The organism is Umezawaea tangerina, from assembly GCF_003002815.1.
Classification (GTDB): Bacteria; Actinomycetota; Actinomycetes; order Mycobacteriales; family Pseudonocardiaceae; genus Umezawaea; species Umezawaea tangerina.
Genome location: NZ_PVTF01000004.1, coordinates 420,871 through 434,068 on the forward strand (window position 1 = coordinate 420,871; position 13,198 = coordinate 434,068).

13 protein-coding genes are annotated in these 13,198 nt (G+C 70.8%); 2 read left to right on the plus strand and 11 right to left on the minus strand.

Annotated elements, in window-relative coordinates; all coding sequences use genetic code 11:
- Positions 1-50: 50 nt before the first annotated feature.
- The 8 genes from CLV43_RS15960 to rimP form a co-directional block, all read right to left on the minus strand.
- A complete protein-coding gene (locus CLV43_RS15960; RefSeq protein ID WP_106187943.1) occupies positions 51-1,355 on the minus strand; it encodes an MATE family efflux transporter in 1,305 nt (434 codons plus the stop codon).
- The gene (locus CLV43_RS15965; RefSeq protein WP_106187944.1) at positions 1,352-2,359 is read right to left on the minus strand and encodes a DHH family phosphoesterase; all 1,008 of its coding nucleotides are present in this window, start codon (positions 2,357-2,359) and stop codon (positions 1,352-1,354) included. The genes CLV43_RS15960 and CLV43_RS15965 overlap by 4 nt, the downstream gene beginning before the upstream one ends.
- Before the next feature lie 623 nt (positions 2,360-2,982).
- A complete protein-coding gene (rbfA, locus tag CLV43_RS15970) occupies positions 2,983-3,450 on the minus strand; it encodes a 30S ribosome-binding factor RbfA (RefSeq protein WP_106187945.1) in 468 nt (155 codons plus the stop codon).
- A gap of 14 nt (positions 3,451-3,464) precedes the next feature.
- Positions 3,465-3,761: a DUF503 domain-containing protein gene (locus tag CLV43_RS15975; RefSeq protein ID WP_106187946.1), complete on the minus strand. Its 297-nt coding sequence runs from the start codon at positions 3,759-3,761 to the stop codon at positions 3,465-3,467.
- Between the two features lie 76 nt (positions 3,762-3,837).
- Entirely contained in the window at positions 3,838-6,957 is a 3,120-nt protein-coding gene (infB, locus tag CLV43_RS15980) for a translation initiation factor IF-2 (protein ID WP_106187947.1), read from the minus strand.
- A gap of 109 nt (positions 6,958-7,066) precedes the next feature.
- Positions 7,067-7,381: a DUF448 domain-containing protein gene (locus CLV43_RS15985; RefSeq protein WP_106187948.1), complete on the minus strand. Its 315-nt coding sequence runs from the start codon at positions 7,379-7,381 to the stop codon at positions 7,067-7,069.
- A 22-nt stretch (positions 7,382-7,403) separates the two neighbouring features.
- A complete protein-coding gene (gene nusA / locus CLV43_RS15990; protein ID WP_106187949.1) occupies positions 7,404-8,426 on the minus strand; it encodes a transcription termination factor NusA in 1,023 nt (340 codons plus the stop codon).
- A complete protein-coding gene (rimP, locus tag CLV43_RS15995) occupies positions 8,423-8,971 on the minus strand; it encodes a ribosome maturation factor RimP (protein WP_106187950.1) in 549 nt (182 codons plus the stop codon). The genes nusA and rimP overlap by 4 nt, the downstream gene beginning before the upstream one ends.
- A 149-nt stretch (positions 8,972-9,120) precedes the next feature.
- On the opposite strand from rimP, the gene CLV43_RS16000 reads away from it, so the two are divergent.
- Positions 9,121-9,573 carry a hypothetical protein gene (locus CLV43_RS16000; protein WP_245886501.1) on the plus strand — a complete coding sequence of 151 codons (453 nt, stop codon included), beginning with the start codon at positions 9,121-9,123 and terminating at the stop codon, positions 9,571-9,573.
- Positions 9,570-10,043, plus strand: a complete 474-nt coding sequence (locus CLV43_RS16005; protein WP_106187951.1) for a ferritin-like domain-containing protein — start codon at positions 9,570-9,572, stop codon at positions 10,041-10,043. The genes CLV43_RS16000 and CLV43_RS16005 overlap by 4 nt, the downstream gene beginning before the upstream one ends.
- Positions 10,044-10,526: 483 nt before the next feature.
- Here CLV43_RS16005 and CLV43_RS16010 read toward each other — a convergent pair whose 3' ends face one another.
- From CLV43_RS16010 to CLV43_RS16020, 3 genes are all read right to left on the minus strand, one after another.
- A complete protein-coding gene (locus tag CLV43_RS16010; RefSeq protein ID WP_106187952.1) occupies positions 10,527-11,264 on the minus strand; it encodes a hypothetical protein in 738 nt (245 codons plus the stop codon).
- Positions 11,265-11,355: 91 nt separating this feature from the next.
- Entirely contained in the window at positions 11,356-12,363 is a 1,008-nt protein-coding gene (locus tag CLV43_RS16015; RefSeq protein ID WP_106187953.1) for an aminotransferase class V-fold PLP-dependent enzyme, read from the minus strand.
- A 21-nt stretch (positions 12,364-12,384) separates the two neighbouring features.
- Positions 12,385-13,161 carry an SDR family NAD(P)-dependent oxidoreductase gene (locus CLV43_RS16020; protein WP_106187954.1) on the minus strand — a complete coding sequence of 259 codons (777 nt, stop codon included), beginning with the start codon at positions 13,159-13,161 and terminating at the stop codon, positions 12,385-12,387.
- Positions 13,162-13,198 lie beyond the last annotated feature (37 nt).

Here is a 13,198-nt window from a genome sequence, read left to right on the forward strand (position 1 = left end):
CACTTGCCTCGCGGTAACCATTTCGGCGGGTGCCTTCGGACACATCCCACCTATCGGACGGCACCCACCACCGACCAGCCCTCCGACCGGGTGCGCAGCAGCACCGACACCAGCCGCAGCACCATGAACGCCGACAGCCCGGTCCAGATCCCGACCAGGCCCCAGCCGAACGCGAGCGACGCCCACACCATCGGCAGGAACCCGACCACCGCCGACAGCAGGGTCGCCGTGCGCAGGAACGCCGTGTCGCCCGCGCCGAGCAGCACACCGTCCAATGCGAACACCACGCCCGCGATAGGTTGCAGCGCAACGAAGAACCACCACGCGTGCGGGATCTCGGCGAGCACGCCCGCGTCGGAGGTGAACACCTTGGGCAGCACTCCCGCGACCGCCGCGAAGACGATCCCGAGCAGCACCCCGAACACCAGCCCGTACCGGGTGATCTGCCAGGCGAACCGGCGCGCCTTGACCCGTTCCCCCGCGCCCAGCGCCGCGCCGACGATGGACTGGGCCGCGATCGCGAGGGAGTCCAGCACCAGCGCCAGCGCCGTCCACAGCTGGAGCACCACCTGGTGCGCGCCGACGGCCGCGATGGACGTCCGCGCCGCCACCGAGGCGGCCGAGACGAAGCAGGCCTGGAACGCGAGGCTGCGCAGCACCAGGTCGCGGCCGAGGCCGAGCTGGGCGCGCATCAGCGCGGGCACCGGGCGCAGCGCCACGTGCTCGACGGACAGCGCGCGGAAGAACAGCACCGCGGACACGACCTGCGCGACCACGTTCGCGATCGCCGACCCCTCCAGCCCCCACCCGGCCCAGTAGACGAGCACCGGGCACAGCACCGCCGACAGCCCGTTGCCCATCAGCACGTACCGCAGCGGCCGGGCGGTGTCCTGCACGCCGCGCATCCACCCGTTGCCCGCCATCGTGACCAGCACGAACGGCGCCCCGAACAGCGCGATCCGCAGCCAGCTCACCGCCGCCGCGGCGACCTCGCCGTCACCGGCGAGCAGCCGGGCCAGCGGTGGCGCGAACAGCTGCCCGAGCACGACCAGCAGGACGCCGACGCCGATCGCGAGCCACGTCGCCTGGACGCCCTCCTCGACGGCCTCCGCCCGCCGCCCGGCCCCGTGCAGCCGGGCCGTGCGCGAGGTCGTGCCGTAGGACAGGAACGTCAGCTGCGCCGCCACCTGCGTGAACAGCACCCCGCCCAACGCGAGTCCGGCCAGCGGCAGCGCGCCGAGGTGCCCCACGACGGCCGTGTCGACCAGCACGTACAGCGGTTCCGCCGCCAGCACCCCCAACGCGGGCGCGGCCAGGCCCAGCACCCGCCGCGCGGGTACCCGGTCGTCCGTCACGCACCGGCCTCCGGTGGCACCCTCTCCAGCGCTGCCCGCAGGTCGGCCAGCACCCCGGCCGCGTCTCCGCGCGCCGTGAACCCCGCCGCCCGCCGGTGTCCGCCGCCGCCGAGCAGCTGGGCCACCTCGCGCACGTCGATCCGGCTCACCGACCTCAGCGACACCGACCAGGTCGACGGCCGCAGCTCCTTCAGCACCGCCGCGACCTCCGCCTCCTCCGCCGTCCGCACCAGGTCGACCACGCTCTCGACCTCTTCCGGCCGCAGCCCCTTCGCGTCCTCCAGCGTCACCACCGCGTGCACCAGCCCCAGCCCACCCACCGCTTCCCGGTCCAGCCCGGCCCTGCTCAGCACCGTCGCCAGCATCCCCAGGTAGCCGAACGGGTGGCTGTCCATCAACGGCCGCGCCACCGCCTCCGCGTCCACTCCAGCGTCCAGCAGCCGCGCCGCCACGTGGTGCGTCGCCGAGCTCGCGTGCCGGAACGACCGCGTATCGGTCACCAACCCCGCGTACACGCACCGCGCGATCGGCTCGTCGACCTCGACCCCCATCACGTCGAGCAGCCGCAACACCACCAACGCCGTCGCCTCGGCCCGGTCGTCCACCACGTTGACCGTCCCGAACCCCGGATTCGACACGTGGTGGTCCAACACCACCACCTGCCCACCCGCCTCGACCGTCGCCGCGACCCGGTTCCCCAACGGCCCCAACCGCCCCACACTGCCCGCGTCCAACGCCACCAGCACCGCCGGCACAGCAGGCACCTCGGCCGCCGGCACCAACAACCCCGCCACGTCCAGGTCCCGCAACGTCTCCGGCACCTCAGCAGGCGCCCCGAACGACACCCGCACCCGCACCCCACGCCGATGCAGGGCCAACCCAAGCGCTAAAGCACTACCGAGCGCGTCCGCGTCGGGGTTCACATGGGCGAGCAGGGTGACGTCACTGGCGTCCGCAAGCACTTCCGCGGCCGCGGCGAGGTCCGCCGACAGGTCAAGGGGCACCGCGACACGTTAACTCCGAAAACCCCACCAACGCTCCCCGACTTCGGCCACACCCGAAGTAGCCCACCGCCCCGACCAAAACGCCACCGGCCGCAACGAGCACCAACCCCACACATTGGGCGCAGCCCGCCAACGCGCATCCGGCGCGAAGCGCCTGGGGCCTTGTCCGCCGCGAAGCAAGGATGCTTTGTCCGACGCGCAGCGAGGATGCCTAGTCCAACGGCGAAGCCGAGGATGCTTTGTCGGACGAAGTCCGATGGTTGAGTCAGGCGCAGCCTGATGCTGGCGAAGCCAGACTTCCCCTCTGCCCCCGATCCACAGCGCCCTCCTGCTTGACCTTGCTTGTCAAGACAGCCCTATCGTCTTGACAAGCAAGGTCAAGCATTGAGACAATCGCGCGCCGGGGGCTGGGCTTCGCGCAATGGGAGGGCAGGGCTGGGCTTCCCAAGGGGTGGGAGGACCAAGAGCCGGACTCACGGGGCGAGAGGGCCGGAAACCGAACCTCACCAGGGACGGGAAGGCGCAGGACCAGGCTTCACCAAAGGTGACAGGGCCAAAACCAGCTTCGCCTGGCGAGAGAACCAGAAGCCGAACCCACAGAGCAAGGACCAAAGCCCAACCCCCTACGAAGACTCCGACGCATCCTCCACGTCCTCATCCTCCCGAGGCGCCTTGTACGGATCCGCCTCCCCCGCCGGCTCCGCCCCAATAGCGATCTTCGCCACCTTCTCGTCCCTCTTCCGGGCCCGTGCCAGCAGCTCCTCCATCCGAAGGGCCTCCCCCGGCACCGTGTCCGTCATGAACGCCAACGTAGGGGTGAACCGCACCCCCGTCTGCGCTCCCACCATGCTCCGGAGCACGCCCTTGGCGCTCTCCAGCGCCATGGCCGCCCCGGCGTAGTCCGGTTCGGAGTCGAGCTTCTCGCCGAGCACCGTGTAGTAGACGACGGCGTCGTGCAGGTCGCCCGTCACCTTGGTGTCGGTGATGGTCACCCTGGCGAGTCGCGGGTCCTTGACCTCGTGCTCGATCGCCGATGCGACGATCTGCGAGATCCGCTTGGCGAGCTTGCGAGCCCGTGCCTGGTCGACCACGGTCTTCTCCTCTTTTACTCGTCCTCCGGGCCAAGCAACCGGTGCTTGGCGGAGAGCAGTTCAACCTCGGGTCGGCCGGCCACCAGTCGTTCGCAGGAGGTCAGCAGATCCCTGACATGGGATGCGTCCGCCGCGACGACGGCCACCCCGATCAACGCGCGGCGGTGCAGGTCCTGGTGGCCCGCTTCGGCCGCGGAGACTTCGAACTTGCGCCGCAGTTCGGCCACCACGGGCCGGACGACGGATCGCTTTTCCTTCAACGAGTGGACGTCGCCGAGCAACAGGTCCAGCTCGAGTGAACCAACGAACACAGTGGTCACCATGGGGGGTAGCGGGCAAAGGTGCGGGGCCGCCCGTTGGACGACCCCGCACCTGCACCCTCGACTATCAGGCGCGGGGCTTCTCGCGCATCTCGAAGGTCTCGACGACGTCGCCGACCTTCAAGTCGCTGTAGTTGCCCAGCGTCAGACCGCACTCGAAGCCCTCGCGGACCTCGGTCGCGTCGTCCTTGAACCGCCGCAGCGAGCTGATCGGCAGGTTCTCCTGGATGACGTTGCCGTCGCGCAGCAGGCGGGCCCGCGCGTTCCGGCGGATCTCGCCCGAGAGGACCATGCAACCGGCGATCGTGCCGACCTTGGAGGACTTGAACACGTCGCGGATCTCCGCGCGGCCAAGCTGGACCTCTTCGTACTCCGGCTTGAGCATGCCCTTGAGGGCCGCTTCGATCTCGTCGATCGCCTGGTAGATCACCGTGTAGTACCGGACGTCGACGCCCTCGCGGTTGGCCAGCTCGGTGGCCTTGCCCTCCGCGCGGACGTTGAAGCCGAGCACGATGACGTTGTCGGCGATGGCGAGGTTGATGTCGCCTTCGGTGATGCCACCGACACCGCGGTGGATGACCCGCAGCTCGACGTCGTCGCCGACCTCGATCTTCAGGAGCGCGTCCTCGAGTGCCTCGACGGTACCCGAGTTGTCGCCCTTGATGATCAGGTTGAGCTGGTTCGTCTCCTTCAGCGCTGCGTCCAGGTCCTCGAGGCTGACCCGCTTGCGACGCGACGCGTTCATGGCGTTGCGCTGACGTGCCTGGCGGCGTTCCGCGATCTGGCGGGCGACGCGGTCCTCGTCCACGACGAGGAACGTGTCACCGGCGCCCGGCACCGAGGTGAGGCCGATGACCTGCACCGGACGGGACGGGGTCGCCTCGATGACGTCCACGTTGTGCTCGTCGACCATGCGACGGACACGGCCGTAGGCGCCACCGGCGACGATCGAGTCGCCGACGCGGAGCGTGCCGCGCTGGACCAGGACGGTCGCCACCGGGCCACGGCCGCGGTCGAGGTGCGCCTCGATGGCGACGCCCTGCGCTTCCATGTTCGGGTTGGCCCGCAGGTCGAGCGAGGCGTCGGCGGTCAACAGGATGGCCTCGAGGAGGCCGTCGATGTTGGTGCCCTGCTTCGCGGAGATGTCGACGAACATGGTGTCGCCACCGTATTCCTCGGCCACCAGGTTGTACTCGGTGAGCTGCTGCCGGATCTTGTCCGGGTTCGCGCCCTCCTTGTCGATCTTGTTCACCGCGACCACGATCGGCGCGCCTGCCGCCTGGGCGTGGTTGATCGCCTCGACCGTCTGCGGCATGACGCCGTCGTCGGCCGCGACCACGATGACCGCGATGTCCGTGGACGTCGCGCCTCGGGCACGCATGGCGGTGAACGCCTCGTGACCGGGGGTGTCGATGAAGGTGATGAGCCGCTCGATGCCCTGGAGCTCCGTGCGGACCTGGTAGGCGCCGATGTGCTGGGTGATGCCACCGGCCTCGCCCTCGTGCACCTTCGTCTTGCGGATGGTGTCGAGGAGTCGCGTCTTACCGTGGTCGACGTGGCCCATGACGGTCACGACCGGCGGACGGATCTGCAGGTCGTCCTCGCCACCGGCGTCGTCGCCGTAGGTGATGTCGAACGTGCCCAGCAGGTCGCGGTCCTCTTCCTCCGGGGAGACGACCTGGACCTGGTAGTTCATCTCCGAGCCGAGCAGCTCGAGGATCTCGTCCGACACGGACTGCGTGGCCGTGACCATCTCACCGAGGTGGAACAGCACCTGCACCAGCGAGGCCGGGTTGGCGTTGATCTTGTCGGCGAAGTCGGTCAGCGAGGCACCGCGGGCGAGGCGGACGACCTCGCCGTTGCCCTTCGGCAGGCGGACGCCGCCGACCGAGGGGGCCTGCATGTTGTCCATGTACTCCTGGCGCTTCTGGCGCTTGGACTTGCGTCCACGTCGCGCCGGACCACCAGGACGGCCGAAGGCACCAGCGGTGCCACCACGACCGGCGCCACCGCCACCGGGACGACCGCGGAAACCGCCGCCACCACCGGCCGGGGCACCGCCACCGCCGCCGGGGCGGAAGCCTCCACCGGCACCGCCACCGCCGCCACCGGCACCACCGGGACGGAAGCCACCGCCGCCGCCACCGCCGCCACCGGGGCGGAAGCCGCCACCGGCACCGCCGCCGCCACCGGGACGACCGCCACCGCCGCCACCGCCACCAGGACGGCCTCCGCCGCCACCGGGGCCGGGACGGCCGCCGGTGCCACCGGGACGAGGAGCGGGCGCCGGACGACCGGGCATCATGCCGGGGTTCGGGCGAGGGGGCATCGAGCCGGGGTTCGGGCGCGGGCCACCGGAACCGGCGGAACCGCCGGGACGGGGACCGGCCGGACGGCTGTCGCCGGGCTTGGAGGACGGACGGCGGTCGCTGCTGCCACCGCTGTCGCGCTCACCCTGGTTGCCGCCACCGGGCTGGCCACCACCGGGCTGGCCGCCCGGACGCGGGCCGGACGGACGCGGCGCGGGTGCGCCACCGCCGACGCCGAAGGGGTTGTTGCCGGGCCGCGGCGGACGGGGTCCGGCGGGCTTCGGCGACTGCGGCTTCGGCGGAACCACGGACGGGTTCTGCTGGGCCGCGGGCTGTGCGGGCTGCGGAACGACGCGCGGGCCCGGACGGGGGCCTGCGGGCTTCTGCGGCTGGGAGGTCGGCGCGGGCGCCGACGGGGTGGCCGAGGCGGCGGGTGCCACCGGGGCCTGCTGCTGGGGCTGCGGGGCCTTGGCCGCGGGGGCGACCGGGGCGGGCGCGGGGGCAGCGGCAGCGGGCTGCTGCTGCGGCGCGGGCCTCGGGGCCGGGGGCTTCGGGCCGGGTATGGGGCCGGGGCGACCGGGCACGGGGCCGGGACGTCCGGGCACGACGGGCTTGGAGTCGGACTTGACCTCCGGGGCGGACTGCGCGGGCGCTGCCGGTGCGGGTGCCGCGGGCTTCGGCGGGCCGGGACGGCCTGCCGGCTTCGGCTTCGCATCGTTCTTCGAGTACGCGTCGCGCAGTCGACGGGCCACCGGGGCCTCGACCGTGGAGGATGCGGACTTCACGTACTCGCCCTGGTCGGCGAGCTTCGTGAGTACTTCTTTGCTTGTGACGCCGAGCTCTTTCGCGAGCTCGTGCACACGGGCCTTCCCTGCCACTGCTCTCCTCAGGTGATGAGGTCGGCGGCAGTCCCGTCGACCTCGTCTTAACGTCGCGCGTTCATGTCTTCAGCTTCACGGCTGACTCATGACGGGTCGACCTGCTTCCCTACTCCTCGCCGCGGGACGTTCCCGCGGCCTTCTCATGCTGCTCGAGGTGCTCACGCACGTGATCGACGGCGAGCGGCCCCTGGACCCGGAGGGCCCTGGGGAACGCTCGTCGCCGTTCGGCGTTCGTGAGGCAATCGAGATCAAGGTGCAACCAAGCGCCCCGACCCGGCAACCGTCGGCGGGTGTCCGGAACAAGCGTCCCGTCCACCACCACCACGCGCAGCAGCTCGGAGGGCAACGTCCGAGCGCGGCATCCAATGCACGTACGAGCTGGGCCGATGTGCGTTGCAACCGATCCCCGACGTTCAACCACTGAGTAGTCTATCCCCTACGACTCATTCAGCCGAACCGGATGCGGTCGCCCCGGCCGGTGCGGCACCCGCTGCCTCGGCATCGCTGCGGATGTCGATGCGCCATCCGGTCAGCCGCGCGGCGAGCCGCGCGTTCTGGCCTTCCTTGCCGATGGCGAGCGACAACTGGAAGTCCGGCACCACGACGCGCGCCGTCTTCGCACGCTCGTCGAGCACCGTGACGGAGACAACCTTGGCAGGTGACAAGGCATTCCCGACGAACGTGGCCGGGTCGTCCGAGTGGTCGATGATGTCGATCTTCTCGCCGGCCAGCTCGCTCATGACGTTGCGGACGCGGGCGCCCATCGGGCCGATGCAGGCGCCCTTGGCGTTGACTCCGGACACCGTCGACTTCACCGCGATCTTCGAACGGTGACCCGCCTCACGTGCCACCGCGGGGATCTCCACGGTGCCGTCCGCGATCTCCGGGACCTCCAGCGCGAAGAGCCTGCGCACGAGGTTCGGGTGCGTCCGGGACAGGGTGATCTGCGGGCCGCGCGCGCCGCGCGAGACGCCGACGACGTAGCACTTGAGCCGCGAGCCGTGCTCGTAGGTCTCGCCGGACACCTGCTCGGCGGGCGGCAGCACGCCTTCGGTGTCACCCACCTGGACGACGACCATGCCGCGGGCGTTCGCACGCGCGTCGCGCTGGACGACGCCGCCGATGATCTCGCCCTCCTTCGCGGAGAACTCGCCGAAGGTGCGCTCGTGCTCGGCGTCGCGCAGGCGCTGCAGGATGACCTGCCGGGCCGTGGTCGCGGCGATCCGGCCGAAGCCCTCGGGGGTGTCGTCCCACTCGTCCTCGACCGTGCCGTCCGGCGCCAGGTCCTGGGCGAGCACCCGGACGGCTCCGGTCTTCTTGTCGATCTCCACGCGGGAATGCGCGTGGTGGCCCTCGGTGTGCTTGTAGGCCGTCAGGAGCGCGGTCTCGATGGCTTCCAGCACGACGTCGAAGGGGATGTCCTTGTCCCGTTCGATCGCGCGGAGAGCAGCGATGTCGACGTTCACCTCGACTCCTCCTTCGATTCTGGTTCGGATTCGTCCTCGTGCTGCCCCGGTTCGAGGATGGACAGCTCCGAGGCGGGGGCCGGCTTGAACTCGATCTCCACGACGGCGCGCTCGATCGTTCGGTACTCGACGCGGCGCAGCTCGCCCTTGACCAGCAGCACGACACCGTCGTCGTCGGCTTGGCCGACCCGGCCGAACCACTCGACCGCGTCGGGCTGCTTGACCTTGACCAGCCGCAGCTTCGCGCGCCGCCAGTGCCGGGGCCTGGTCAGCGGGCGTTCGGCGCCGGGCGACGTGACTTCGAGCGTGTACGGACCTGCCATCAGGTGGTCGACTTCGTCGAGGGCGGCGGCGACGGCGCGGCTGGCCTGGGCCACCTCGTCCAGTCCGATGCCGTGCTCGGCGTCCACGACCACCTTGACCAGCCTGCGACGCCCAGCCTGATGCACGTCGAGCAGCTCGAGGTCGAAGCCGATGGCCTCTACCGCCTCCTGCACGACGGGTTCTAGCTGCGCGGCGAGGTCTCCGCGCGGCGGGCTGGACATTTGGTTACTCCCACAGTCTCAGGTGCAGTACACGGGCATGGGAACCCCGGCCGACGCTGCACTCGCCGGTCGTGGTCGCCCAGACTATCTCGTTCGGAGACCTTCCACGGCCACCGTCGATCACGCCGTCTCTGGCAGGATCGGGATCCGTGATCGCCGATTCCCGTGGTCCGCTGCTCAACCGACGCCGGGTGCTGCTCGCCGCAGCCGCCGCGCCGTTGGCAGTCGCGTGCACCACACCGCCGCCGCCTCCCCCACCACCCGACCCGCTGGCCGAGCTGGTGGTTCAGGCGCGCGCGGACGCCGCACTGGCGACCGCGGCGGGCGCCACCGAGGTCGCCGCCGCCCGCACCGAGCACGCCAAGCTCCTCCAGGCCGAGGTCGACCGCGCCCGCCCCAGCACCCCCTCCGCCTCCGCGGCCCCCTCCAGCACGCCACCCGAGCAACCACCCGGCGGCGCCACCCCGGAACAGGTCGTCGAGGCCCTCACCGCCGCCCGCCAGAAGGGCACCGACCTCATGCCCACCGTGCCCGTCCACCGCGCGGGCCTCCTGGGCTCCGTCGTCGCGGGCTGCGCCAGCCTGCTGGAGGCCATGTCATGAGCCAACCGAGCTCCACCCCACCCACCGGCAAACCCACGGGTGACGCCATCCAGGCCGTCCAGGACGCCCTCGCCACCGAACACGCCGCCGTCTGGACCTACGGCCTGGTCAGCGCCTTCCTCAAGGAACAGGCCGACCAAACCGCCGCCGGCGCCAACTCCCACCGCGCCCGCCGCGACGCCACGGAAAGAATCCTCCGCGACACCAACGCCGAACCCGTCCCCCCAGCCCCCGCCTACCTCCCCCCAGCCCCGGTAACCGACGCCGCCTCCTCCATCGCCGCCCTCGTAGCCGTGGAGATCGACGGCTGCACCGCCTGGCGCGGCGTACTCGACCGCACCGAAGACCAAGACCTACGCCGCAGCGCCCTGGACGCCCTCACCTCCTGCGCCGTCCGCGCAACCCGCTGGCGCAAAACCGGCGGCCTAACCCCAACCTCCCTAGCCCTCCCAGGCACCGCCGTCGGCTAGCAAAACAGGGAAAACCAAAGCCAAACAAAGACCAACCACATTCTTGGTCCGGCGAAGCTCGGATGCTTTGTCCAACGGCGAAGCCAAGGATGCCTTGTCCGACGCGCAGCGAGGATGCCTTGTCCAACGGCGAAGCCAAGGATGCCTTGTCCGTCGCGGAGCGAGGGATCCCGAACCGGCGCAGCCGCCACCTCGCATCCGGCGCGGAGCGCCCGCCCGCTTTGTCCGACGCGAAGCAAGGATGCTTGGTCCGACGCGCAGCGAGGATGCCCGAGTCGGCGAAGCCGATGCCGGGGCCAGCCATTCCCCTCCGGCACCCCGATCCGAAGCCATCTCTATGCCTGTCGAACCTTGTCAAGACATCTTTACCGTCTTGACAAGGTTCGACAGGCATAGAACACTCGGCGAGCGGGGTGGAACCTCCCTAAACCCGCGAGCCCGACGCCACCCCGCACAGCACCACGCACAGCACCACGCCAGGACTCACCCAGCCACATCCCCCGCCAACCGAAAAGCATCCTCACTGACCTTCTTCATCAGCCGGTTGTGCTCAGCCTCGTCCGGCCCGTGCTTCACCGTGTCGGACTCCACGATCACCACTTCCCGGTCCTGAAGCTTCGACGCGAACCCCCCGGACGCCAACGTCTTCAGGTCGGGCACCTTCACGGTCCCTTCCCGCACCAGGTCGTTCACGTTCCCGGTCCCGTCGGCACTGGTCAGTTCCTTGAACTTGGCCGCGTCCTGCGCGTTGGCCATCCTCACCACGGAAATGGACGTGTAGACCGTTCGCCCGTCGTCCAACATCGTCGTGAACAACTGCCGCGCCAACTGCGCGCACTGCGTCTTCGCCAGGAAGTCCTTCACCGCCCCGTAGGCGTGGTCAACGCACTTCGTGTCCCTCAACGGCGCCGGAATCTGCTCGTTCTTCGCGAACTCGAACTCCCCAGCCGGCACCGTCGACCGGGTAGCCGACGGGTCAGCCGAGTTCCCCGACCCCCCGGAGTCGATCAACAACCAGATCAACGCCGCCACCAACGCGACAGCGACCAACCCCAACGCCTTGAACGGCAGGTTCTTCCCCCGAGGCCTCCCAACAGGCCCCGGCACCGACACAGGCGGCCCGACCATGGTCCCCGGACCAGGCCCAGGACCCACCCCAGGACCCATCAACGAGTCCAGCTTCCCCATCTCCGAACGCCACAGCGGCGTGGTCTCGTTCACCCCCGGCGGATGGATCCGCGGAAGCTGCTGCGTCACCTCTTCGGGGGACTCACGTGGGACTGACACAGTGCCAAACGGTATCCGACCGCGCTCATCCAAGCGCCTCGAGCACGAGTTCCACGTCCTCCGCCGTGTTGTACAAGTGGAACCCGAGCCGCACTTTCCCCGCCCTCAAACCCGCGGCCACACCCGCTTTGACCAGGCGTTCGTGCGCACCGGGCCGATCTACGGCGATGATCGCGGATCCTTCGGGTTCCCGGCCGAGACCGATCAGCACCGCGTCGGCCAGTCCGGTGTTGTGCGCCCGCACCGCCGCCTGGTCGAGTGACGCGAGCCACGGAAGGGCGACGGCCGCGCCGACGTGCGACAGCCACACCGGGGATGTGTCCAGCGCCCGCGCGTCGGACGCCAGGCGCAGCGGCAGGTCGTAGACGGTCGTCCACCGGTCCTCCCCCGCGTACCAATTGGCCGCGATCGGCACGGCCCGCGCGAGCGCCTCCGGTGAGCAGGCCAGCCAGCTCGCCCCGCGCGGCGACAGCAGCCACTTGTAGCCGGCGGCGACCACCCAGTCGGCCCAGCCCACGTCGAGCGGGTACCAGCCGAGCGACTGGGTCACGTCCAGCATCACCGGCACCCCGGTCGCCCGCAGCCCGTCGAGGTCGGCGATCCGGCCGTCGGCGGACTGCACCGTGCTCACCGCCACCAGGTCGTACCCGCCCGCGGCGGACACCAGCTCGTCGAGCCCGACCTCCACGACCGTGTGCCCCTGCGCCGCGAACGGGAACGAGACGCTGGTGAACTCGCCGCGCGCCACCAGCACGCGGGAGCCCTTGGGCAGGCTCGCCGCGACGACCGCGACCAGCTGCGAGGCCGACGACCCGATCGCGACCCGCTCCGCGGGCATCCCGACGAGCTCGCCGAACGCCGCCCGCGCGGCGACCACGTGCTCGTCGAACAGCGGGGGCCGGTCGGCGCCGGTGCGCCAGCGGTGCACGGACTCGGCCACGGCGTCGGCCACCACGACGGGCGGGATGCCGATGCTCGGGGTGTTGAGGTAACCGGGCGGGACGTCGAACTCCTGGCCGAAGGCGCTGCGCATACCCCCGAACCTACGTCGCGCTCAGCGCATCCGGATCACGTTGCGGGTCACCCGCGCGGCCGCGTCGGAGCAGAGGAACGCGATCACACCGCCCACCTCCTCGGCCTCGGCGACGTCGAAGCTCGCCCGCACCTCGTCGTTGACCCAGCCGGTGTCGGTGACCGGCGGGTGCAGCACGTTCGACGTGATGCCGTGCGCGGACAGCTCGGCGGCGGCGGACATGGCGTAGTTCTCCAGCGCCGCTTTGGCCGCGCCGTAGGACACCTCGCTCGGGAACCCCTGCTGACCGCCGGAGGTGAGGCTCACGATCCGGCCCCAGTTGCCGCCGCGGGCCACGTGCCGCCGGGCGAACTCCGCGATCAGCAGCGCGGTGGCGCGGGCGTCGACGGCGAACTGGGTGTCGAACGTGTCGGCGGTGACCGACCGGAGCTTGCGCCCGAACCGGTCGGCGTCCTCGGTCAGGAACGTGTCCTGCACCCAGCCCGAGGCGTTGTTGACCAGCACGTCGACCGGTCCGAAAACCCGTTCGGCCTCGTCGAACAGCTCGGCGGCGGTCTGCGGCCTGGCCAGGTCCGCCTCGACGGCGTGCGCCTGGCCACCGGCGGCGAGGATCGCCTCGACGACCTCGTGGGCGTCGGAGTCGCGGCTGGTGAAGTACGCCTCCGGGGTGCTCGGGTCGGGTTCCGGCTCGTAGCGCAGGAACGTGACGAGGACGTTGACGCCCTGCGCCGCCAGCGCCTTCGCGGTGGCGGCGCCGATGCCCTGGTTCGCGCCGGTGACGATCGCGGTGTGGACCATGGCGCGGATCGTGCCCCACGGCCGTGCCGGGCGCACC